Annotated in this window: 20 protein-coding genes and 1 tRNA gene; 14 read left to right on the top strand and 7 right to left on the bottom strand. The window is 63.5% G+C overall.

From position 1 onward, the window contains the following. Positions 1-30: 30 nt before the first annotated feature. Together ACN9M1_RS08890 and ACN9M1_RS08885 are read left to right on the top strand one after the other, a co-directional pair. On the top strand, positions 31-270 hold the full coding sequence (locus ACN9M1_RS08890) for a FixH family protein (RefSeq protein ID WP_426393662.1): 240 nt from the start codon (positions 31-33) through the stop codon (positions 268-270). After that, on the top strand, positions 267-521 hold the full coding sequence (locus ACN9M1_RS08885) for a hypothetical protein (RefSeq protein WP_426393660.1): 255 nt from the start codon (positions 267-269) through the stop codon (positions 519-521). Before ACN9M1_RS08890 ends, ACN9M1_RS08885 begins: the two co-directional genes overlap by 4 nt. A 19-nt stretch (positions 522-540) precedes the next feature. Here ACN9M1_RS08885 and fnr read toward each other — a convergent pair whose 3' ends face one another. Then, positions 541-1,269: a fumarate/nitrate reduction transcriptional regulator Fnr gene (fnr, locus tag ACN9M1_RS08880; protein WP_426393658.1), complete on the bottom strand. Its 729-nt coding sequence runs from the start codon at positions 1,267-1,269 to the stop codon at positions 541-543. 181 nt (positions 1,270-1,450) lie between these two features. Here fnr and ACN9M1_RS08875 point away from each other — a divergent pair, with 181 nt between their 5' ends. From ACN9M1_RS08875 to truB, 8 genes are all read left to right on the top strand, one after another. Beyond that, on the top strand, positions 1,451-2,194 hold the full coding sequence (locus ACN9M1_RS08875) for a sulfite exporter TauE/SafE family protein (protein WP_426393656.1): 744 nt from the start codon (positions 1,451-1,453) through the stop codon (positions 2,192-2,194). A 485-nt stretch (positions 2,195-2,679) separates the two neighbouring features. Then, a complete protein-coding gene (gene scpB, locus ACN9M1_RS08870; protein WP_426398840.1) occupies positions 2,680-3,483 on the top strand; it encodes an SMC-Scp complex subunit ScpB in 804 nt (267 codons plus the stop codon). A gap of 92 nt (positions 3,484-3,575) precedes the next feature. Beyond that, on the top strand, positions 3,576-5,357 hold the full coding sequence (rluB, locus tag ACN9M1_RS08865; RefSeq protein ID WP_426398839.1) for a 23S rRNA pseudouridine(2605) synthase RluB: 1,782 nt from the start codon (positions 3,576-3,578) through the stop codon (positions 5,355-5,357). Between the two features lie 196 nt (positions 5,358-5,553). Then, positions 5,554-6,042, top strand: a complete 489-nt coding sequence (gene rimP / locus ACN9M1_RS08860; RefSeq protein WP_426393654.1) for a ribosome maturation factor RimP — start codon at positions 5,554-5,556, stop codon at positions 6,040-6,042. Next, positions 6,039-7,514, top strand: a complete 1,476-nt coding sequence (gene nusA, locus ACN9M1_RS08855; RefSeq protein WP_426393652.1) for a transcription termination factor NusA — start codon at positions 6,039-6,041, stop codon at positions 7,512-7,514. The genes rimP and nusA overlap by 4 nt, the downstream gene beginning before the upstream one ends. A gap of 65 nt (positions 7,515-7,579) precedes the next feature. After that, positions 7,580-10,474: a translation initiation factor IF-2 gene (gene infB, locus ACN9M1_RS08850; protein ID WP_426393650.1), complete on the top strand. Its 2,895-nt coding sequence runs from the start codon at positions 7,580-7,582 to the stop codon at positions 10,472-10,474. Between the two features lie 126 nt (positions 10,475-10,600). Then, entirely contained in the window at positions 10,601-10,972 is a 372-nt protein-coding gene (gene rbfA, locus ACN9M1_RS08845; protein ID WP_045786654.1) for a 30S ribosome-binding factor RbfA, read from the top strand. Between the two features lie 2 nt (positions 10,973-10,974). Beyond that, positions 10,975-11,919: a tRNA pseudouridine(55) synthase TruB gene (truB, locus tag ACN9M1_RS08840; RefSeq protein WP_426393648.1), complete on the top strand. Its 945-nt coding sequence runs from the start codon at positions 10,975-10,977 to the stop codon at positions 11,917-11,919. Between the two features lie 79 nt (positions 11,920-11,998). Here the strand turns inward: truB and ACN9M1_RS08835 are convergent, their stop codons facing one another. The 4 genes from ACN9M1_RS08835 to ACN9M1_RS08820 all read right to left on the bottom strand — a co-directional run bounded on the left by ACN9M1_RS08835 (position 11,999) and on the right by ACN9M1_RS08820 (position 17,029). Then, a complete protein-coding gene (locus ACN9M1_RS08835; protein ID WP_426393646.1) occupies positions 11,999-13,558 on the bottom strand; it encodes a DHA2 family efflux MFS transporter permease subunit in 1,560 nt (519 codons plus the stop codon). A gap of 3 nt (positions 13,559-13,561) precedes the next feature. Then, positions 13,562-14,857, bottom strand: coding sequence for an HlyD family secretion protein (locus tag ACN9M1_RS08830; protein WP_426393644.1), 1,296 nt, complete (start codon positions 14,855-14,857; stop codon positions 13,562-13,564). A gap of 57 nt (positions 14,858-14,914) precedes the next feature. Next, on the bottom strand, positions 14,915-16,435 hold the full coding sequence (locus tag ACN9M1_RS08825) for an AdeC/AdeK/OprM family multidrug efflux complex outer membrane factor (RefSeq protein WP_426393642.1): 1,521 nt from the start codon (positions 16,433-16,435) through the stop codon (positions 14,915-14,917). A gap of 72 nt (positions 16,436-16,507) precedes the next feature. Continuing rightward, positions 16,508-17,029 carry a MarR family winged helix-turn-helix transcriptional regulator gene (locus tag ACN9M1_RS08820; RefSeq protein ID WP_426393640.1) on the bottom strand — a complete coding sequence of 174 codons (522 nt, stop codon included), beginning with the start codon at positions 17,027-17,029 and terminating at the stop codon, positions 16,508-16,510. A 238-nt stretch (positions 17,030-17,267) separates the two neighbouring features. Between ACN9M1_RS08820 and typA the strand changes: the two genes are divergently transcribed. Next, the gene (gene typA / locus ACN9M1_RS08815) at positions 17,268-19,088 is read left to right on the top strand and encodes a translational GTPase TypA (protein WP_426393638.1); all 1,821 of its coding nucleotides are present in this window, start codon (positions 17,268-17,270) and stop codon (positions 19,086-19,088) included. A gap of 66 nt (positions 19,089-19,154) precedes the next feature. On the opposite strand, the gene ACN9M1_RS08810 is transcribed toward typA, so the two are convergent. Further along, complete coding sequence (locus ACN9M1_RS08810) at positions 19,155-20,066, bottom strand: sterol desaturase family protein (RefSeq protein ID WP_426393637.1); 912 nt, start codon at positions 20,064-20,066, stop codon at positions 19,155-19,157. Between the two features lie 155 nt (positions 20,067-20,221). Here ACN9M1_RS08810 and ACN9M1_RS08805 point away from each other — a divergent pair, with 155 nt between their 5' ends. The 3 genes from ACN9M1_RS08805 to ACN9M1_RS08795 all read left to right on the top strand — a co-directional run bounded on the left by ACN9M1_RS08805 (position 20,222) and on the right by ACN9M1_RS08795 (position 22,582). Beyond that, positions 20,222-21,340: an enoyl-CoA hydratase/isomerase family protein gene (locus ACN9M1_RS08805; RefSeq protein WP_426393636.1), complete on the top strand. Its 1,119-nt coding sequence runs from the start codon at positions 20,222-20,224 to the stop codon at positions 21,338-21,340. Positions 21,341-21,433: 93 nt separating this feature from the next. Beyond that, the gene (gene dusA, locus ACN9M1_RS08800) at positions 21,434-22,417 is read left to right on the top strand and encodes a tRNA dihydrouridine(20/20a) synthase DusA (protein ID WP_426398838.1); all 984 of its coding nucleotides are present in this window, start codon (positions 21,434-21,436) and stop codon (positions 22,415-22,417) included. A gap of 89 nt (positions 22,418-22,506) precedes the next feature. After that, a tRNA-His gene (locus ACN9M1_RS08795) sits at positions 22,507-22,582 on the top strand. A gap of 45 nt (positions 22,583-22,627) precedes the next feature. Here ACN9M1_RS08795 and ACN9M1_RS08790 read toward each other — a convergent pair. Further along, complete coding sequence (locus ACN9M1_RS08790) at positions 22,628-23,020, bottom strand: DUF4440 domain-containing protein (RefSeq protein ID WP_426398837.1); 393 nt, start codon at positions 23,018-23,020, stop codon at positions 22,628-22,630. Positions 23,021-23,092 lie beyond the last annotated feature (72 nt).

Below are 23,092 nucleotides of genomic sequence, written 5' to 3'. Positions count from 1 at the left end.
CTTCAGCGACATCCCCAACAGGAGGCACAGATGCACGCAACGCAAACTTCCGCCCAAGCCCGACCGTGGTGGCGTGAGCCCTGGCCGTGGCTGCTGATGGCCGGCCCCTTCGTTGCCATGCTTGGCTGCGGCGTCACCATCTGGCTGGCTGTGTCCCATCCCGACCCGGTCATCCAGGACAACGTTGTGCGACGGGGCTTGGTGATCGAAAAGAGCGCCACCGCATCGCCCGCGCATGCAGTCGATTCGGCCCACGCGGAGGTCCGATGAAACGCCGCATCCTGATGTGGATCTTGTGGCCGGCGTTCTTGTGTGCCGCGCTGGCCGAGCTGGTCGTCTTTGCGGTGGTTGACCCCGCAGACCTGCGCTTTTTCGGCGAGCAGATCACCGTGTCGGCCGAGGCGGTCTACACGGTGTCGTTCTTTGTGTTCTGGCTGTTGTGCGGCTTGTCGAGCGCGCTCACGTTGTACGTGTCGCCGGGCATTGGCAAGCTTGAAGCGCATGAACATCCGCTCATCTGAGCGGATGCCGAAAGCAGATTCAGCTGGCCTGACCGCTCATCACTTGGCGCAGGCCGGCCATGTCGATCAGCTTGACGTGGCGCTGGCGGATCTGGATCAGGCCCGCCTCGGCAAAGCGCGAGAACAGGCGGCTCACGGTTTCCAGCTTCAGGCCCAGATAGCTGCCGAGTTCTTCACGGCTCATGCGCAGCACAAACTCGGTCGACGAGTACCCGCGCTGCGCCGAACGCTTGGACAGGTTCAGCAGAAACGCGGCCAGGCGTTCCTCGGCGCGCATCGAACCGAGCGTCAGCAGCATCTGGTGGTCCTGCGAAATCTCCTTGCTCATGATCCGCAGAAACTGATGCTGCAGCGACGGCAGCCGACGCGAAAGCTGCTGCAACTCGTCATAGCGCACCACGCAGACTTCGGTGTCTTCCAGCGCCGTGGCATCCGACACATGCCGCATATCGCCAATGCCATCCAAGCCGACAATCTCGCCCGGCAGGTGAAAACCGGTGATCTGGTGGCGGCCGTCTTCCAGCGTCAGATGTGTTTTGAGTGTGCCAAACCGAATGCCATACACGCCCTCGAGCGGATCGCCCAGCGCATACAGCGTTTGTCCTTTCTTGATGCGGATGCGCTCGGTAACCAACTCGTCCATTTTGCGCACGTCATCCGAATTCATGCCCACCGGCAGGCAGATTTGCCCGAGTACGCAGGTAGAGCAACGCGAGGCTTGGTCGGAGAGCGCGATTCGTGTGAGCACGGGTGGGGGCGAGTGAATTTCGAGGAAGTGAAATGAGAAATTCTTATGGTGCAACTGGGCCGTATTATAGCGACGACCTTGTCACTATCGGACGTTTCCGATGGCGTGAATCGCGGGAAATTCATTTGATTCCCGCGCGTAAAACCATAACTTTGGTCCATATCAAAAGAGCATCAAAAAGATGAGTGCGGCTGCGCTGTTGAGCGTTTTCCTGATCGCGCTGCTTGGGGGTGTGCATTGCTTGGCGATGTGCAGTGGCATTGCGCTTGCCGCGGAGCGCGGGGCAGCGCCGGTGCGCATGGTGTCGCGCCGCCGGTTGTGGTTTGAGCAGGTGGTCATGCACGCCGGGCGGCTGACCACGTATGCGTTGCTCGGGGCGGCCATGGGCGCGCTGGGGGCCACGGTCTGGCGTCAGCAGTGGCTGCCAATCCAGCGCGGACTGTTTGCGCTGGCCAGCGCGTTGTTGCTGGCATATGGGCTTTTGTTGCTCATGCGCACAACAGGAGATGCTTGGCGCGCACCGGCGGTGGAGCGGGTGCTTGGTCGCTTGACGGGCGGTTTGTCGGGCTTGGCCGCACGGTTAGGCGGTGGCTTGGGGGCGCAACCTCCGCTGGTTCGCCGCTACGTCATCGGGCTGGCCTGGGGGTTCGTGCCGTGCGGCATGGTGTATGGCGCGCTTGCCGTCGCGTTGTTGGCGGGCAACGCAGCCTCCGGCGCGGTGGTGATGCTGGCTTTTGGTGCGGGCACGCTACCGAACCTTCTGATGATGTCGGGGCTCGCCGGCTGGCTGCGCGGATTGTCCCGCCTGCGATGGGCGCGGGGCGCAGCGGGCGCCACCATTGCCGCATTCGGTATCTGGGGGTTGGTCTGCGCCGCCTGGCTGCCAGAGATGCTCAACGCACATGGCTTCTGTCTGGTGCTGTAGCCGTTTGAAGCGCCGGAGATGGTGATCCCGCCCGGGGCGGCAGTTCAAACATCTTCCCGGTTGCGGCGCCGCCAGAAATTGCCCTACAATCGACGACAATTCGACTCGCCCTCCGCGCAAATTAACAATCCCAAGCGCGGCACCAGGCGACGCCATCCAGCGGCAATGCCGCCCTGGACCGTCGATTCGGGCAGGTGGCCAGTCTCTTCGGCAGCCGCCCGGTGCAGTATCCGTCCCCATGGCGGCGGAAGAAATTGCCCTAGTGGTGCCAGACTGGCACCGGATCAACTCGCTCCTCCGGCCCTTTTTTTGCGGGCACAGCCACTGCGTTACGGTGCATGGCCCAATTGGATCAATTGGCCATCGCGCGCCGGGCCCGGGCGGGCAACAGCATTCTGAAATGCCGCGTGCGTCGCGGCGGAACGACAAACCTCAAGCGTGACGGCGACCTGCCGCGCGCGAGCAATGACGAACCGTTCAACCTAATGAATACCCAAGAGGCGAAAATCGTCCTCGAGACCGCGCTGATCTGCGCGCAAGACCCATTGCGAGTCAATGACTTGCGCAAGCTGTTCGACGAAGATGTTTCCGCAGATACCATCCGCGTGTTGCTCGAAGAGCTGCGCCAGGATTGGCTCAATCGCGGCGTCGAGCTGGTCGCGCTGGCTTCGGGCTGGCGCCTGCAGAGCCGCCCAGAGATGCGTGTGTATCTTGATCGCCTGCATCCGGAAAAGCCGCCCAAGTACTCGCGCGCCGTGATGGAAACGCTGGCAATCATCGCGTACCGGCAGCCGGTCACGCGTGGCGATATCGAAGATATTCGCGGCGTGACCGTCAACACGCAGGTCATCAAGCAGATTGAGGACCGCGGCTGGATCGAGGTGATCGGTCATCGCGACGTGCCTGGTCGCCCCGCGCTGTACGCGACCACCAAGCAGTTTCTGGATGATCTCGGACTGCGCTCGCTGGATGAGCTGCCGCCGCTGGAGGATGCCCGCGCCCAGGCGCAGGCCAGCCTGCTGGAGCAGGGCGCTATCGAGTTCGAGGGTGGCGCCATTGCGGTGGCAGAACTGACCGAGTTGGTCAACGAAGCCCCCGATAACGGCGTACCGGAAGCCGATGGGAATGCCGATGCGCCGATTGAGGCATCGAGCGAGTCTCCCGTTGCTGACGGCGAACCTGCTGCGGAGGCCGAATCGCCCCTTGCCAGCGCGCTGAAGGGCGAATCGGAAGACGAGCACAAGACCATGGCCGAGCCATCTTCGGCTACATCGAACGAACATTCGTAATGCCATGCCAGCCGTAGAGTCGGCACGTGGCCTGATCCCTTAGATTTTTTAAAGACGTTGTGAGTACCCAGCCAGATTCCATGGATACACGTATGCCGGCCGATGCCGACGCTCAGCCGCCACGACAAGAGGGCGGTGACGGGACCGAGTCCGCGCCGCGCCGTAAAGGACTGCGCCGCGGTCTGCGCAACCTTGTGGCCTCGCGCCGCCAGCCGCAAGAGGGTCGCCCAGAAGGCGAGTCCGGCGATGCCGCAGGCACGGAGGCCGGCCAACCTGCGCAAGCCCGCAAGAGCCGTGCGCCACGGGCGCGCAAGCCAAAGGACGTCGCTGGCGAGCCTGTAGTTGTGGCTGAAGGCGCCGCCCCAGCGGAGCAGGCACCGGCAGAGGGCCAGGGTGAGCGACGTGGCCCGCGCGGCCGCTTCGGCAAGAACCGTCGTCGCCAAGGCGAAGGGCAGCCGGCTGCGGAGCGCACTGAGCGTACTGACGGCGCCACTGGTGGCAAGCAAGCCGGTGGCCGCGGCAAGGGTCAGAACCGCAACGGCAAGCCGCAAGGCAAGGCTGGCAGCCCGAGCCAGAATCGTGGCGGCAAGGGTCCGAAGGGTGGCAAGGGGTCGGAAGACGTCTTCCAGTATGTGATTTCCGGCGCGTACGACGCCGAAGTCGATGCTGGCGGCGCGCCGCAGTCCAGCAAGGTGCGCGAACTGACCGCCGAGGACGATGCGCCCAAGCTGCACAAGATCCTCGCTGACGCCGGCCTCGGCTCGCGCCGCGACATGGAAGACCTGATCCTGCAAGGTCGCGTCTCCGTGAATGGGTTGCCGGCGCACATCGGTCAACGCATTCTCGCCACCGACCAGGTGCGCGTGAACGGCAAGCTGATTCAGCGCAAGCTGCCCAATAAGCCGCCGCGCGTGCTGCTGTATCACAAGCCGGCCGGCGAAATCGTCAGCCAGTCCGATCCGGATGGCCGTCCGACCGTGTTCGACGCGCTGCCGCGCATGAAGACCGGGAAGTGGGTCGCCGTCGGCCGCCTGGACTTCAATACCGAAGGTCTGTTGATCTTCACGACGTCTGGCGACATCGCGAATCGCTTTATGCATCCGCGTTATGGCGTTGAGCGCGAATACGCGGTGCGCACGCTGGGCGAACTGCCTGAAACGGACCGTCAGAAGCTGCTGCACGGCATCCAGCTCCAGGATGGCGAAGCCAATTTCCTGCGTTGCGCCGACGGCGGTGGTGAGGGCGTCAATCACTGGTACCACGTTGCGCTCACGGAAGGCCGCAATCGCGAAGTGCGTCGCATGTTCGAAGCGGTCAACTTGACCGTGTCGCGCCTGATCCGGACGCGTTATGGCAGTTTTGTGCTGCCGCGCGGCCTCAAGCGTGGGCGCTGGCAAGAGGTCTCGCCCGAAGATGTGCGCACGCTGATGGGCACGCTGGGCATGAAGGTCCCGACCGCCAGCTCGGGTGAGAAGAGTCGCCAGGGTGATCGTCGTCGCCAGCCGGCGCCGGTGCTGATGGGGCCGATGTCGTCGGGCTTTACCGGCGAAGCGAACTTCCAATCACGCGGCATGGGCATTGAGAATGGCAACCGCGCTCAGCCTGCGCAACGCCGTCAGTCGACCCCGCGCCAGCCGGATCCGATGCAGACGTCCATGGGCTACATCAACGTGGGCGGCCCAACGACGCTGACTGCGCGTACCCGGATGGGCGCGCGCCCGGACGGGCGTGGTGGCTCTGGTGGTGTTGGCGGAGGCATGCGTGATGGCAATCGCACACCCGGCGGCAAACGCCCCGGTGGCAAGAGCGGTGGCGGCATGCCGAACGGCAACAAGGCGCCGCGCGGTGGCGGGAAGCGCGGCGGCAAGCGCTGAGCATTGTGGGTGCAATCCGCCGCACAGCGGATTCTGCGATCTCTCGGGGCAGACTTTGCGTTTTGCCCCGAGACGGATTACAATGTGAGTCTAATCAAAAGTCATCCTGCAGAAGATGGGCGAATGATATGGGCGTTGCGCCCATTTTTTTTTGCTTCAGCAGGTTGGCCAGACCGGGAAATTCTTCAGGAAAAACGTGCATCTGACTGATCTGATTGAGAAAACCCTCACCGCCATGGGTTACGAGCTGGTGGAAGTGGAACGCGCGCCGGCTGGATTGCTGCGCGTATATATCGATCAGGCGGAAAACGGTATCGTCATTGAAGACTGCGAAAAAGTGAGTCATCAGCTCACGCGCGTGTTCGAGGTTGAAAACGTCAACTACGAGCGGCTGGAAGTGTCGTCACCGGGGCTGGATCGCCCGCTGCGCACGCTGGTCGATTTCACGCGCTTCGCCGGCCTTGAGGCTAAGGTGACGCTGCGTCTGCCGGTGGGCGGACAGAAGAATTTCACGGGGATCATTCAGGCTCCGACGGGGGAGCCGGGTCAGGAACGGATCGGCCTCGAATTCGAGGGCAAGGATGGCCCGGCACTGCTGGAATTCACGCTGGCGGAGTTGGACCGCGCCCGGCTGGTGCCCGTGCTGGACTTCAAAGGAAATCGAAACAAAGGGAACAAGCAATGAGCCGCGAAGTTCTGTTGCTCGTCGATGCGCTTGCGCGCGAAAAAAACGTCGACAAGGATGTGGTGTTCGGGGCGCTGGAGGCCGCATTGGCTTCGGCGACCAAGAAGCGCTTTGAAGAAGACGTGGATGTGCGCGTGGCGATCGACCGCGAGTCGGGCGAACACGAAACCTTCCGTCGCTGGCTCGTCGTTCCCGACGATGCAGGCCTGCAGGAGCCGGACAAGCAGATTCTGCTGTTCGAAGCCAAGGAGCAGGATCCTGACATCGACGTCGACGATTTTGTCGAAGAGCAGATTGAGTCGGTCGAATTTGGCCGCATCGGCGCGCAAGCCGCCAAGCAGGTGATCCTGCAGCGTATCCGCGATGCCGAGCGCGAGCAGATCCTCAACGATTACCTGGATCGTGGCGAAAAGGTCATGACCGGTACGATCAAGCGTGCCGACAAGAAGGGCCTGATCGTTGAGACCGGCCGCGTGGAAGCGCTGCTGGCTCGCGACCAGATGATCCCGAAGGAAAACCTGCGCACGGGCGATCGCGTCCGCGCGTACATCCTGAATGTCGACCGCACCGCACGTGGCCCGCAGATCGAACTGTCGCGCACCTGCCCGGACTTCCTGATCAAGCTCTTCGAGAACGAAGTGCCGGAAATGGAACAGGGCCTGCTGGAGATCAAGGCAGCCGCGCGTGACCCGGGCGTGCGTGCGAAAATCGCAGTCGTTGCGCACGACAAGCGGATCGATCCGATCGGTACCTGCGTTGGCGTGCGCGGCACGCGTGTGACGGCGGTGCGCAATGAAGTCGGCGGCGAGGCTGTGGACATCGTGCTGTGGTCGGAAGACCCGGCGCAGTTCGTGATCGGCGCGCTGGCGCCGGCGCAAGTCCAGTCCATCGTCGTGGACGAAGAAAAGCACAGCATGGACGTGGTGGTCGACGAGGAAAACCTCGCCGTGGCCATCGGCCGTAGCGGCCAGAACGTGCGTCTGGCATCGGAGCTGACCGGCTGGCAGATCAACATCATGACGCCGGCGGAATCTGCGCAGAAGCAGGCTGAAGAAAGCTCCGTGGTTCGCCAGCTGTTCATGGCGAAGCTGGATGTGGACGAAGAGGTTGCCGACATCCTGATCGAAGAGGGCTTCAGCTCGCTCGAAGAAGTGGCCTACGTGCCGCTGCAGGAAATGCTGGAAATCGAAGCGTTCGACGAAGACACCGTCAACGAGCTGCGCAACCGCGCCCGTGACGTGCTGTTGACGATGGAGCTGGCGAAGGAAGAAAAGGTCGAGAAGGTGTCGCAAGACCTGCGCGACCTCGAGGGGCTGACCCCGGAGCTGATCGGCAAGCTGGCCGAGGGGAACATCCAGACGCGCGACGACTTGGCCGAGCTGGCCGTGGACGAACTGGTCGAAATGACCGGCGTCGACGAAGAACAAGCCAAGGCGCTGATCATGAAGGCGCGTGAACACTGGTTTTCGTGACGTTGCGACCGAGCGTTGATCGTTTTTCGCAATCTCACTTAAAACCAAGCATCGAAAGGGTTTGAATGGCAAGCACAACAGTTGCCCAACTCGCTGGCGAATTGAACCGTAGTGCTTCGGCGCTGCTGGAACAGTTGCAGGCCGCGGGCGTGCAAAAGGCGACGCCGGAAGACGTCATCACCGAATCGGACAAGACCCGTCTGCTCGACTATCTCAAGCGAGCACACGGCAGCGCCGAGGATGGCGCGCGCAAGAAAATCACGATCACCAAGCGCGAAACCAGTGAGATCCGCCAGGCGGATGCCACCGGCAAGACACGCACGGTGCAAGTGGAAGTCAAGAAGAAGCGCGTGCTGGTCAAGCGTGACGAGCCGAGCGCAGCACCGGCAGAAGCTGAAGCTGAACCGGCTGCTCCGGTGATCGACGCCGAGGAAGTTGCACGTCGCGAGGAAGAACAGCGTCGCCAGGCCGAATTGCTGGCCCGCCAGGAAGCCGAGCTGAAGGCGCGCCAGGAAGCGATGGAGCGCGAGGAAGCCGAGCGCCGCGCCCGCCAGGAAGCCGCCGAAGCCGAGCAGAAGCGCCAGGCTGAACTCGCTGCCAAGAAGGCGGAAGAGGAAGCCGTGGCTGCTCGCGCTGCGGCTGAAGCGTCGGACGAAGCCCCGCGCCGCAAGGCAGAAGAAGACGCCGCACGTCTGGCAACCGAGCGCGAAGCCGCGCAGAAGGCTGCGGACGAAGCCCGCGTTGCCGCCGACAAGATCAAGGCCGAGGAAGATGCCGCGCGCAAGCGCCGCGAAGCAGCCGAAGCCGAAGCCCGCGCCATCCGCGAAATGATGAGCGCACCGGCTCGCGTGCTGAAGACGCCCGCTGAGCGCAAGGCCGAAGAAGTCAAGAAGGCCGAGCAAATGGGCACGCTGCACAAGCCGGTCAAGCCGGCTGGCGAAGCACGCCCCGCTGCGGCTGCCAAGAAGCCCGCTGCACCGGCACCCGCTACTGCTGCACCGAGCTCGCCGTCCGGCGACAAGAAGGGCGGTCGTGGCAAGTCGGGCTGGCAAGACGATAACCGTAGCGGTAAGCGTGGCGGTCTGAAGACCCGTGGCGACACCGGTGGCGGTGCCGACGGCTGGCGTTCGGGCTCCAAGGGCGGCCGCAACCGTCATGGCGACGACAATCGCAATGCCTTCCAGGCACCCACCGAGCCGGTCGTGCGTGAAGTGCACATCCCGGAAACCATCTCTGTGGCCGATTTGGCGCACAAGATGTCGGTCAAGGCCGCCGAGGTCATCAAGCAGATGATGAAGCTCGGCCAGATGGTCACGATCAACCAGGTGCTGGACCAGGAGACCGCGATGATCGTGGTCGAGGAAATGGGCCACCAGGCGGTCGCCGCCAAGCTGGACGATCCGGAAGCGCTGCTGGTTGAGGGCGTGCAGGAACAGACCAACGCCGAAGCCGAAACCCGTCCGCCGGTCGTGACGGTGATGGGCCACGTCGACCACGGTAAGACCTCGCTGCTGGACTACATCCGCCGCGCCAAGGTTGCGGCGGGCGAAGCCGGTGGTATTACGCAGCATATCGGCGCGTATCACGTCGAAACCGATCGCGGCGTCATCACCTTCCTGGACACCCCGGGTCACGAGGCCTTCACGGCCATGCGTGCGCGCGGTGCCAAGGCGACCGACATCGTGATTCTGGTGGTAGCGGCCGACGACGGCGTCATGCCGCAGACGAAGGAAGCCATCGCCCACGCAAAGGCGGCTGGCGTGCCTATCGTCGTGGCGATCACTAAGGTCGACAAGCCCGAAGCCAACCCGGACCGCGTCAAGCAGGAACTGGTGGCTGAAAGCGTGATTCCGGAAGAGTACGGCGGTGACGTACCGTTCGTGCCGGTGTCGGCCAAGACCGGCGCAGGCATCGACAGCCTGCTGGAAAACGTGCTGCTGCAAGCCGAAGTGCTGGAACTGAAGGCACCGGTGGATGCGCCGGCCAAGGGTCTGGTGGTGGAGGCGCAGCTGGACAAGGGCAAGGGCCCGATTGCGACGGTGCTGGTGCAGAGCGGTACGCTCAAGCGCGGCGACGTGGTGCTCGCGGGCACGGCCTACGGCCGCGTGCGCGCCATGCTGGACGAAAACGGCAAGCCGGCGAAGGAAGCTGGTCCGTCGATCCCGGTGGAAATCCAGGGTCTGTCGGAAGTGCCGGGCGCTGGTGAAGAAGTGCTGGTGCTGCCGGATGAGCGCAAGGCGCGTGAAATTGCGCTGTTCCGCCAAGGCAAGTTCCGCGATGTGAAGCTGGCACGCCAGCAGGCTGCCAAGCTGGAAAACATGCTGGAGCAGATGAGCGAAGGCGACGTGAAGTCGCTGCCGCTGATCATCAAGGCCGACGTGCAGGGCTCGCAGGAAGCGCTGGTGCATTCGCTCAAGAAGCTGTCGACCGACGAAGTGCGTGTGCAGGTTGTGCACGCCGCCGTGGGTGGTATCACCGAGTCGGACGTCAACCTGGCAACCGCGTCGAAGGCCGTCATCATCGGCTTCAACACGCGGGCCGATGCTGGTGCGCGCAAGCTGGCCGAGAACCACGGCATCGACATCCGCTACTACAACATCATCTATGACGCTGTGGATGAGGTGAAGGCGGCGATGTCGGGCATGCTGTCGCCAGAGAAGAAGGAAGAAACCACGGGCCTCGTCGAGGTGCGTCAGGTCTTCCACGTGCCGAAGGTGGGTGCGGTGGCCGGTTGTATGGTGTTGGACGGCTTCGTCAAGCGCAACTCGCTGGTGCGGGTGCTGCGTGCGAACGTGGTCATCTTCTCGGGCGAGCTCGATTCGCTCAAGCGCTTCAAGGACGATGTGAAGGAAGTGAAGCAAGGCTTTGAGTGTGGCCTGTCGATCAAGAACTTCAACGACGTTCAGGAAGGCGATCAACTCGAGATCTACGAGATCACCGAGGTGGCGCGTACGCTGTAATGCGGTAGCCGGACGCTACGGTGTCCGGCTCGATTTTGCGACGGTGGCCCGGGCGCGTCCCGCGCCACCGTTTTGTCTTTTTGGGGCCGCCAGCGCGTGCTGGGTTGCCCATGTGAGGAACACACTATGCCGAAGAAATCGGGATCGGCCTCGGGCCGTAACGTGCGCATTGCTGACCAGATCCAGCGCGATCTGGCCGAGCTGATCCAGCGCGAAATCAAGAACCCGGCGATGGGCCTGGTGACGCTGCAGTCCGTCACGCTCACGCCGGACTACGCACACGCCAAGGTCTATTTCACGGTGCTGGGCGCTGAGCCCGAAGCTGCGGCGGCCATCCTGAACGAGAAGGCGGGCTACCTGCATTCGTTGCTGTTCAAGCGCCTGCACATCCACACGGTGCCGACACTGCATTTCCACTTTGATGGTTCGGTGGAGCGCGGTATCGAGATGTCGCGCCTGATCGACGAAGCCAACGCCACGCGCGCCAAAGACGACTGACGATGTCTGAGCAACACACGCCCAAGCCGGTGAAGCCGCCGCGCCGCGATGTGCACGGTGTGCTCCTGCTGGACAAGCCGATCGGCTGGTCGAGCAACGATGCGCTGATCCGCGCCAAGCGCCTGCTGTGGGCGAAGAAGGCTGGGCATACCGGTACGCTCGATCCGCTCGCCACCGGCTTGCTGCCGCTGTGCTTCGGCGAGGCGACGAAGTTTTCGCAGGATTTGCTCGACGCGGACAAGACCTACGAGACCGTCGTGCGCCTTGGTATCAAGACGAGTACTGCGGATGCGGAAGGCGAGGTGCTGAGTGAGCGCCCGGTATCCGTCACGCCGGAGCAACTGCAGGCCAGCATCGCGCGCTTTGTCGGCGAGATCGACCAAGTGCCGCCGATGCACTCTGCGCTGAAGAAGGACGGCAAGCCGCTGTACGAGTACGCGCGCGCCGGCCAGACGGTGGAGCGCGCCGCGCGCCGTGTGACGATCCACGCCATCGATGTGCTCGCGACTGATCTGGAGACTGCGGAGCCGACGGTCACGTTACGTGTGTCGTGCAGCAAGGGCACTTACATCCGCACGTTGGGCGAAGACATTGGTGAAGCGTTGGGCTGTGGTGCGCATCTGGTTGCGCTGCGCCGGACGCAAGTCGGCAACTTGACACTGGAAGGCGCGGTGACACTCGAAGCGCTGGACGCGGCCGCCGAGGATGCGCGTGCCGCATTGCTAGCGCCGGTCGATGCGCTGCTGCAGACGCTGCCGCGCGTGGAGTTGAATGCGGAAGAGAGCCGCCGCTTTTTGCATGGTCAGCGCTTGCCGTTGCGATTGGCGTTGCCGAATGCGGATCAGGTGCGCGTGTATGGCGTGCGGGATGCGGACTCGGCATCGTTGCTGGGCGTGGCAGCCTGGCAGGGCGGGGTGCTGCGACCAGAACGGCTTGTGCATCTTTAAGCTCGTCTGCGACTGCTGCGACCAACAAAAATGCCACGCGTGATTGCGTGGCATTTTTGTTTGCGCGATAGGGCTTCAGTCAGTGCGCACCGGCCGCCGCATCAGCACCGCCGCCCCCCGACTTCGCCGGCTTCGTCAGCCAGATGAACCCGATCAGCACGATGAACAGCACCGCCGAAATCCAGAAGATATCGTTGGCGCCCATCATCGCGGCTTGCTGCGAGATGATGCGCTCGATCGTGTCATTGGCTTGCAGGTTGGGCATGCCCAGTTGGGTGTATTGGTTGATCGAGGACGTGTATGCCGGGTTGTACGGGTTGGCGTGCTCGACGAGTTGCGCGTGGTGCAGGGCCGAGCGGTTATCCCACACCGTGGTCGAGATCGACGCGCCGATGCCGCCGAACATAATCCGCACGAAGTTCGACAGGCCCGACGCCGCCGGAATCCGCTCGGGCGGCAGGCCCGACAGGATGATCGACGTAAGCGGGATGAAGAACATCGCCATGGCCGCACCCTGGATGAGCGTCGGGATCATCAGCGTCCGGGTGTCGACTTGCACCGTGAAGTGCGAGCGCATCCAGAACACCAGGGCGAAGGTGACGAATGCAGCCGTGGCTACCCAGCGCGCGTCCATCTTCGGCAGGTTCTTGCCGATCACGGGCGACAGAAGAATGGCGAATATACCCACTGGCGCCAGGATCAGGCCAGCGTCCGTGGCGGTGTAGCCCACGATGGTCTGCAGCCACAGCGGCAGAATCACGAGGTTGCCGAAGAACAGCCCGTATGCCACCGAGATGGCGACCACGCCTGCGCTGAAGTTGCGTCCCTTGAACAGCGTCAGGTCCACCACCGGGTGGTCTTCGGTCAGCTCCCACACCAGGAAGAAGGCGAAGCCCACGACCGCAACCACCGTCAGCACGACGATCTCGGTGGAGTTGAACCAGTCGAGTTCCTTGCCGCGATCCAGCATCAACTGCAGCGAGCCGACCCAGATGACGAGCAGCGCCAAGCCGATCTTATCGATCGGTAGCGCGCGCGTTGGCGACTCACGATCCTTGTAGATGACCCACGTCGCATACGCGGCCCCGATCCCCACTGGGATGTTGATGTAGAAGATCCACGGCCAGGTCATGTTGTCCGAGATCCAGCCACCGAGAATCGGCCCCATGACGGGCGCGACCAGCGTGGTCATGCCCCAGAGCGCGAGCGCCATGGAACTCTTGGCCGGCGGATAGGTGGACAGCAGCAACGCCTGCGACAACGGAATCATCGGGCCGGCCACCGCACCCTGGATGATCCGCGCGGTAATCAGCATGCCCATGTTGGGCGCCAGACCGCAGGCCCACGATGCCAGCACAAACAGGAGGATCGACGTGACGAACAGGCGCACCTGCCCGAAACGCTGCGTCAGCCACCCCGTGAGCGGCACCGAGATGGCGTTGGCCACCGCAAACGAGGTGATGACCCACGTGCCCTGGTTCGGTGCCACGCCCAGGTCGCCCGAGATGGCCGGGATCGACACGTTGGCAATGGACGAATCCAGCACGTTCATAAACGTCGCCAGCGACAAGGCCACCGTACCGATCGCCAGTTTGGCGCCGGTCAGGGGCTGTAGCGGCTTGGGCGCGGCAGTTGCCATGCGTCAGACCTTGGGTGCGGGTTGCGAAGCGCGCGAGGCGGCCGCGGCCGCGGCCGGTGCCGGTGCCGGTGCCGTGGCACCACCACGGCCGGCGTTGGCCGCGATGATGCTGGCGATGACCTGATCGGCGTCCTTGCCGGCTTGGTCGTACACCGTCGTTTGCAGCGGCGAAGCAGTCGGTGCGGTGGCCAGGCTCTGGCCGCCTTCGTCGTGGATATCGACCTTGGCTTCCATCGACAGGCCCACGCGCAGCGGGTGGTCCTTCAGCTCCTTCGGGTCGAGCGACACGCGCACCGGCAGGCGTTGCACCACCTTGATCCAGTTGCCCGTCGCGTTCTGTGCCGGTAGCAGCGAGAACGCCGAGCCCGTGCCGGCCGAGAAGCCGACCACCTTGCCGTGGTATGTCACGCTGCTGCCGTACACATCGGCCACCAGTTCAACCGGCTGGCCCACGCGCATGTGGCGCACCTGCACTTCCTTGAAGTTGGCGTCCACCCAGAGTTGATCCAGCGGCACGATGGCCATCAGCGGCGTGCCCGGGGCGACGCGCTGGCCGACCTGCACCGAACGCTTGGCCACATAGCCCGTCACCGAAGCCGGCAGGCTCGTCCGCGCGTAGGCGAGGTAGGCCTCGCGCACCTTGGCGGCGGCCTGCAGCACGTTCGGGTGACGCTCCAGCGTGGTCTGCTCGGTCAGCACGCGGTTGCCTTGCAGTTGTTCCTTGGCGGCTTCCAGTGCGGATTGCGCGGCCTGCACGGCGTTTTGCGCGTGCGAGATTTCTTCTTGCGATACCGCACCCGTGCCGGCGATCTGCTTGCGGCGGGCGAGGTCGTCCTTTGCCTTGGCGAGATCGCTTTCACGCATGGCGAGCGTGGCGGTGTATGCGCTGGTGTTCGAGTACAGCGTGCGCACCTGGCGCACGGTCTGGGCGAGCGCGGCTTCGGCTTGTTCCAGTGCGACACGCGCATCGGCGCGGTCCAGTTCGATCACGGGCTGGCCGGAGGTGACGAGCTGCGTGTCGTCCGCGCGGATGGCCACCACGGTGCCGGCCACTTGCGGCGTCACCTGGACCACGTTGCCTTGCACGTACGCGTCGTCGGTCGACTCGAACCAGCGGCCGTACAGGCCCCAGTAGAGGCCATAGCCGACGCCGGCGACCACCAGTGCGGCGGCCAGCGTGGTCAGCATGCGCTTGCGCTTTCCGTTGCCATTGCCGTTCGGGGCGGCCGCGGGTGTCGCGGCTGCGGGTCCAGCTCCTGGGGCTGCGGACGGGGCGGCTTGGGGCTTGTTGTCACTCATGATGTTGGCTCGAAAGAATGCGTTGGAACGGTCAGTTCAGTTCAATTCAGGTCCGGATCAGCTATGCGATGCCGTGGTCTCGGGCTTGGCGCCAGGCAGGTCCTCAGCGGTGTAGCCACCGCCGAGCGCCTTGATCAGCGCCATCTGCGCGTCCAGGCGGCGGGCCTGCAGATCGGTGGCCAGCTTGCGTTGCTGCAGCACGGTCGTCTCGGCATTCAGCACGACGAGTTGCGTGCCGAGGCCAGCGCCGTAGCGCGTGCGCGCCAGGCTGTAGGCGCGCTCGGCTTCGCTTAGTGCGGTGCGCTGGATGGTGATCTGCGAATCGATGCTGCGTAGCGCGGTGATCTGGTCCGCGGTGTCGTGCAGGGCTTCGTTCAGCGTTTGGTTGTAGCTGGCGACGGCCGCGTCGTAGTTGGCGTACTTGCCGCGCAGGTTGGCGCGCAGCTTGCCGCCCTGGAAGATTGGCAGCTTGAGCGCCGGGCCGATACCGAGCTGACGCGATGCGCCAAGTAGCAGGTTTTCCGGCGCGATCGACGCCAGCCCCAGGAACGCCGTCAGGCTGATGTCCGGCAGGAACTCTGCTTTCGCGACGTCGATGTCCTTCGACGCGGCTTCGACACGCCAGCGCGCGGCCACGAGGTCGGGGCGACGGCCGATCAGGTCGATGGTCAAGTTGTCCGGCAGCTTGGGGGTGCCTTGTGCCAGCAGCGTCGGGCGCGTAATGGCGAGGCCGCGATCCGGGCCCTTGCCAAGTAGCGCAGCCAGCTGGTTGCGGGTCAGTGCGATCTGCTCCTCGACTTGTTCCAGCTCGGTCTGTGCGGCGGCCACATTGGCGCGCGCCTGCGTGGTTTCGACTTGCGTATCCAGCCCGGCGCGCACGCGCTGGCCGGCCAGCGAGGTCAGGTCCTTGCGTTGCGCGATGCTGCGTTCGTCCACGTCACGTTGCGCATACAGCGCAGCCAGCTTGGCGTAGGTGCGCGCCACCGTGGTCGACAGCATCAGACGCGAGGCCTGGCTCTCGGCTTCCATGGCCTTGTCGTCGGACAGTGCAGCTTCCAGCGCCGAGCGGTTCTTGCCCCAGAAGTCCAGGTCATAGCTCACGCCCAGCTGGATCTTCGATTCGGTAAACCAGTTGCCGGCCAGCGGCGTGCCTTGAAACATGTCGTACTCAGACAGGCGCTGGCGCGTCATGTCGGCGTTGAGTCCAACGCTCGGATACAGGTTGCCGCGTGCTACGTCAGCCATCGCACGTGAGGCACGCACGCGGGCAAAAGCGACTTGCAGATTCGGGTTGTCCTTGACCGCCTCGTCCACCAGCGCACGCAACTGCGGATCATTGAATTGATCCACCCAGTTCTGCGACGGCCACTGGCCGCCTTGCGAAGGCAGCGTCTTGGCGCTGGCCATTTGCCCGGGTGAGTTGAGCGTTTGCGTGCTGTGCGAATTGCCGAGGTAGGCGCAACCGGCCAGCGCAGCCAGTGCGATGGCAGACAGGGCCACGCCCAAGCGCACCGGCCATTGCGTCTGCGCGCGGCCCAGAGTCGGCAATGCCTGAGGGGCGGGGTTCGAGGCGTTCATGTTCTTTGATAGGGGAAGCAATCGGGTGGAACGTTGGGGCGGTTCGGGCGAAAGTGGGGGCAATGAGCGGCGTCAGTGGTCAGCAGTGCGCACGCGGTGGCCTTCCGGTCCGGTGCCGTTGTCGAGCACGCGTTGCAGCAGCCCGCGCAACGTTTGCACTTCAGCAGGGGAGAAGCCTGCGAAGAAGCGGTTCAGCACATGTGTATAGATGGCGGGCATCCGGTCCGCCAATTCACGGCCAGCCGCCGTGACCTCCAGATGCACCACGCGGCGATCGGATTCGCTGCGCACACGCTCAATCAGGCCGCGCTTTTCCATGCGGCTGAGCATGCGGGTGAGCGAGCCGATATCGGTGTTCAGTTCGCGGCCGAGGTCGGTGGCGGTCTGGCAGCGGCCGTTGGCGAGCAGCACCAGGCAACTGGCCTGGGAGTGCGTTACGTCCATTGCGGCAACTTCCTGCTCGATCGCCATGGACAGCGCCGTCTTGGCGCGCCCGACGAGGTAGCCCACGCTTTCGCACATGCGGTAGTCCTCCACCCGGAAGAGCGTTCCGGGAGCGATAACTTCTGTGGAGGGTCTTGTCTGTTCGGACATCTTATGTATGCACAATCATTGTCTGGACAAATATACGAATCCGCGCATCAAAGGGCAAGGTGTTGAATATGTGGTTCCAGTTTTAGAAATAATGAGTGAACTATAAGCCGCTCTCGCAACGTTCGTTCATGGATCGATCAAGGAGTGTCATCTGTTGCGCATCGCAGCATGCTAGAATGTCAGGTTATTCCGCGAGCTGTTTTTGAGCTCGTGTCACGTCTTTTCGAGTTCACATCCCATGCGCGCGCTTCGCAACATCGCCATCATTGCCCACGTTGACCACGGCAAAACCACCCTGGTCGACCAGCTCCTCCGCCAAGCCGGTACGTTCCGCGAGAACGAGCAGCTCACCGAGCGCGTGATGGATTCGAACGACATCGAAAAAGAGCGCGGCATCACGATCTTGGCCAAGAACTGCGCGGTCGAGTACAACGGCACGCACATCAACATCGTCGACACGCCGGGACACGCCGACTTCGGCGGCGAGGTGGAGCGTGTGCTGTCGATGGTTGACGGTGTGCTGCTGCTGGTGGATGCCCAAGAAGGCCCGATGCCGCAGACGCGCTTTGTGACGCGCAAGGCGCTGGCCCTGGGCTTGAAGCCGATCGTCGTGATCAACAAGGTGGACCGCCCGGGTGCACGTCCGGACTGGGTGATCAACGAGACCTTCGAGCTGTTCGATAAGCTGGGCGCCAGTGACGAGCAGCTCGACTTCCCCATCGTGTACGCCTCGGGCCTGAACGGTTACGCCGGCTTGACCGACGACGTGCGCAGCGGCGACATGAAGCCGCTGTTCGAGACCATTCTCGAGAAAGTGCCGCAGCGTGACGATGACCCGAACGGCCCGCTTCAGCTGCAGATCATCTCGCTGGATTACTCGAGCTACGTCGGCAAGATCGGCGTGGGCCGCATCACGCGTGGCCGCGTGCGTCCGCTGCAAGATGTGGTGGTCAAGTTCGGCCCGGAAGGCGCGCCGATCAAGGGCCGTGTCAACCAAGTGCTGAAGTTCCGCGGCCTGGAGCGCGAGATCGTGCCGGAAGCGGAAGCCGGCGACATCGTGCTGATCAACGGTATTGAAGAGTTGGGTATCGGCTGCACCGTGTGTGCGCCGGACGCCCAGGACGCACTGCCGATGCTGAAGGTGGACGAGCCGACGCTGACGATGAACTTCTGCGTCAACACCTCGCCGCTGGCTGGCCGCGAAGGCAAGTTCGTGACGAGCCGCCAACTGCGCGACCGTCTGGACCGCGAGCTGAAGTCCAACGTGGCACTGCGCGTGAAGGACACTGGCGACGACACGATCTTCGAAGTGTCGGGCCGTGGCGAACTGCACCTGACGATTCTGGTGGAAAACATGCGCCGTGAAGGCTACGAGCTGGCTGTGTCGCGCCCGCGCGTGGTGTTCAAGGAAATCGACGGCGTGAAATGCGAGCCGTTCGAACGCCTGACCGTGGACGTGGAAGACGGCCACCAGGGCGGCGTGATGGAAGAGCTGGGCCGCCGCAAGGGCGAACTGCTCGACATGGCGTCCGACGGCAAGGGCCGTACCCGCTTGGAATACCGCATTCCGGCCCGTGGCCTGATCGGCTTCCAGGGTGAATTCCTGACGCTGACGCGCGGCACCGGCCTGATCAGCCACATCTTCGACGACTACTCCCCGGTCAAGGAAGGCGATCTGGGCGAGCGTCACAACGGCGTGCTGATCTCGCAGGACGACGGCGCTGCCGTGGCCTACGCACTGTGGAAGCTGCAGGACCGCGGTCGCATGTTCGTGTCGCCGGGCGATGCGCTGTACGAAGGCATGATCATCGGCATTCACAGCCGCGACAACGATCTGGTCGTCAACCCGATCAAGGGCAAGCAGCTGACCAACGTGCGTGCGTCGGGTACTGACGAAGCCGTGCGCCTGGTCCCGCCGATCCAGATGTCGCTGGAATACGCGGTGGAATTCATCGCCGACGATGAACTGGTGGAAGTCACGCCGAAGAGCATCCGCCTGCGCAAGCGTCACCTAAAGGAACACGAGCGCAAGCGCGCCTCGCGTGAAGAAGCGGTCTGATCGCCAGGCGATCTGCTGATAAAAACGCCCCGAGGTTTCGGGGCGTTTTTGTTTTGGTGCTCGTGCTCAGGAAGGCGAGCCAATGCCGCTCGGTTCGGCCGTCAACGTCGAACGGGGGCTGCGCCATTCAGGCGGCTTCCACAGGTAGCGGATGTCCCGATCGCGAAACACATCGACCCACATGTCGCGCCATTCGTGGAAGGTGAGGGTGATCGGGTTGTGCGTGTGGACTTGCCGCGTGATGCCAAAGGTCGGTGCCTCTTCTTCGGGGACGAAGCTGCCGAACATGCGATCCCAGAGGGTCAGCACACCGGCGTAGTTGCGGTCGATGTACTGCGGGTTCTTGGCGTGGTGCACGCGATGTACCGACGGCGTGTTGACGTACTGCCCAAGCCATCGCCAGAAGCCCGCGTGGCGCGAATCCAGCGCGCCCAGCCGCGTATGCACGAAGAACTGGAACGCCAGGTTCAGGCCGACGGCCAGGATCACCCAATCCGGCGCGAAACCGATCCACGCCAGCGGAATCCAGAACAGCCACATTCCCGAGATCGGATACGTCAGGCTCTGGCGAAATGCAGTCGAAAAATTCATCCCTTCCGACGAATGGTGCGTCACGTGCGATGCCCACATCCAGCGCACGCGGTGGCTGGCGCGGTGGAAGAAGTAGTACAGAAAATCCTGCAGCAGCAGGAGTAGTGCGAACGACCATCCCGTCTCAGGCGCGGCGCGCAGGCCATGGTTATATGTCCACGCGTAGACCGTCTTGATCATCAGCCACAGGAAGAACGCGTCCGATGCCTGGTGCATGAGCGCGAGGCAGGCGTTTGAAACAGTGTCCTTGAGGCTGTAGACGGAGGGATCACGCTTGCGCCAGTACCACGCCTCCGCGCCGATGGTCAGCAGGAAGACCGGTGCAAATGCCAGCAGGATCAAGCCGGGGTCAAAACTCGACGCGGGCGCGTCATGGGTCGGGGCCATTGAATTGTTGTGATGTGGGTTGTCTCCAGCCGGCAGATATACGCCCAACACGTGCCGCGCGAAAGAGGGCGGTCTAGAGCCCGCCCTCGCAAATTGGTCTGCTCGTGTACAGTGCGACCCGTTATTCGTACAACAATCCACAACATTCAAGAGACATGGAATCCACCGCATCAACTGCCTCCGTGGCTTCGCAGGCCGATGTTCAGTCCAACGTGATCGCTGAAGTACGCGGCGGTATCGGTTGGCTCACGCTGAACCGGCCGCAGGCGCTCAATGCGCTGTCGCTGGAGATGATCCGAGCGATGTCGCACGCGCTGCTGGCGTGGCAGCACGATCCGGAGGTGCACGCCGTGATCCTGTGCGGCGAGGGCGGCAAGGCCCTGTGCGCTGGCGGCGATATCCGTTTTTTCCACCGCGCTGCGACGGCGGGTGACCCGCAGCTCATCACGTTCTTCACCGAGGAATACCGCCTCAACCACTTGATCTTCAGCTATGCCAAGCCCTACATCGCGTTGATGGACGGCGTGGTGATGGGCGGCGGCATGGGGATCTCGCAAGGCGCATCGCTACGCGTGGTGACCGAGCGCACGAAGATGGCCATGCCTGAAACCAACATTGGCCTGTTCCCGGACGTGGGCGGCGGCTGGTTCCTGGCGCGTGTGCCGGGCAGCGTGGGCGAATACCTCGGGGTGACCGGGCAGATGATCGAAGCGGCGGATGCGCTGTCGGTGGGGCTGGCCGATTGCCACGTCACTAGGGACGCACTGGCCGCTGTTGTGCAGCGCCTGCGCGACGGCAATTGGCACAGCGCCGAGCAGATCGCCGCGTGCTTGACGGATGCGGCGACCGAGCCGGATGCATCCAAATCCATCGTCGCCGCGCATCGCGACGCAATCGATGCGTGTTTTAACCAGGACACCGTGCAAGGCATCCTGGCCAACCTGGCGGGCAGCGCCGACACCGAATGGGCCGCGCAAACCGCCGCTCACATAGCCAAACGCTCGCCGCTGATGATGGCCGTCACGCTGGAGCTGATCCGCCGCGGCCGGCACACCACGCTGGCTGACGAGCTGCGCCGCGAACTGGACATGATGACGCACGTGTTTGCTGAAGGTGACGGCATCGAAGGCATTCGCGCGCTCGCCATCGACAAGGACCACGCGCCCAAATGGAAGCACGCCAACGTTGACGCCGTACGTGCTGACGAGGTGGCTGCGTTCTTCGTCTCGCCGTGGCGCCGCGAGCAGCATCCGCTGCTGGGGCTGTCGGACTAGAACCGGTAAACTGCGCGCCTGAATTGAATTGTTGATCCTGCTGTGACCGCTGAACGCCCCACCATAAACCCGCGCCGCCTGTCCGTTGCCCCGATGATGGACTGGACGGATAGACATTGCCGCTACTTCCACCGCCAGATCTCGCGCCACACCTGGCTGTACACGGAAATGGTGACGACCGGCGCGCTCCTGCACGGCGATGTGCCGCGCCACCTCGATTTCAATGGGGTGGAACATCCCGTGGCGCTGCAGCTTGGCGGCAGCGAACCCGACGACCTAGCCCAGGCCGCCCGGCTCGGGGAAAAGTGGGGCTACAAAGAGATCAACCTCAACTGCGGCTGCCCATCGGAGCGCGTGCAGCGCGGTGCCTTCGGTGCTTGCCTGATGGCGGAGCCCAAGCTCGTCGCGGAGGGCGTCAAGGCAATGCGTGATGCGGTGTCGGTTCCCGTGACGGTCAAGCACCGCATCGGCATCGACGCGATCGAAACCTACGATTTTGTGCGCGATTTCGTTGGCACCATCGCCGAGGCCGGCTGCGAGACCTTCATCGTCCACGCGCGCAACGCCATCCTGAAGGGCCTGAGCCCCAAGGAGAACCGCGAGATTCCGCCGCTGCGCTACGAAGTCGTCTACCAGCTCAAGCGGGATTTTCCGCGCCTGGAAATCCTGCTCAACGGCGGCGTGCAGACGCTCGAACAGATCGACACGCATCTCGCACACATTGACGGCGTGATGATCGGCCGCGAGGCGTATCACCATCCGTATTTGATGGCGGCGTTCGATGCGCAGTACTACGGTGCAGACGCGGACACGCCAACGCGCGCCGAAATTGAGGGCGCGATGATCGACTACGTCGGCCGCTGGGTGGAGCGGGGCGGTTATGCCGGCGCGGCGGTGCGCCACATGCTGGGGCTGTATCGCGGCGTGGCGGGTGCGCGTGGGTGGCGGCGCGTGCTGTCGGACTCCAAGGCGCTCGGCCGCGTCAAGACGCTGGCCGATGCGCACGCGTTGTTTGACGAGGCGCGGGCCTATCTGCGGCGTGGCGATGAATCCAATGAAGAGGTGGCTGCCGCATAATTTTCGCTGCCCCCTAGTCACGCTGGAAGAATGTTTGTATAATCTCATTTTTCGTCGGGCAGCAATCAGTTCAAGCTGTTCGTACTACGGTGGCCGTAGCTCAGTTGGTAGAGTCCCAGATTGTGATTCTGGTTGTCGTGGGTTCGAATCCCATCGGTCACCCCAAAAGGTTTCAGTAAAAAAGCCCGCTTTTTGCGGGCTTTTTTACGTCTATACATCAGCCACTACTGTCCCCTGGTGGAACGCCACCTTCCAGCCATCAGCTGTCCGCCGCCACAACGACGCCCGACGCGTGATGCGATTCGATTGCACCAGCGTGTAAGTCAGCAGGTAATTATCCGGCGCGATTTCCTGGCAGCGAAAGTCACGCGTCTGCCAGAAGTCTTCGCCGATGTGGCCGCGCCGCGCTTCCAGCACGCCGAGCACGTAGTTGCGGCTGTAACGTTGGCCAGAGGCGCCGACCTCCCAGAAGTCTTCCGTGATCATCCGCTCGAAATCCTCGCGGCGGGTCGCGCGTTCGGGACGGTGGAAGATCGGTTCGAGCCGCTTCAGTTCCTCAAGCACCCCAAGCAGGGCAGGGTCGGTATCCAGACGCGGTTCCATGTGGCAGGCCTCCCGGGAAAGCTCCAGCATAACGTGCGCCGATGCAGCTGCGCGCTTTTTGCGCCGCACAAT

It is taken from the genome of Ralstonia sp. R-29 (assembly GCF_049913345.1).
GTDB lineage: Bacteria > Pseudomonadota > Gammaproteobacteria > Burkholderiales > Burkholderiaceae > Ralstonia.
Note: the sequence above shows the minus strand (reverse complement) of the source record. Positions and strands in the feature narration are given on the sequence as shown.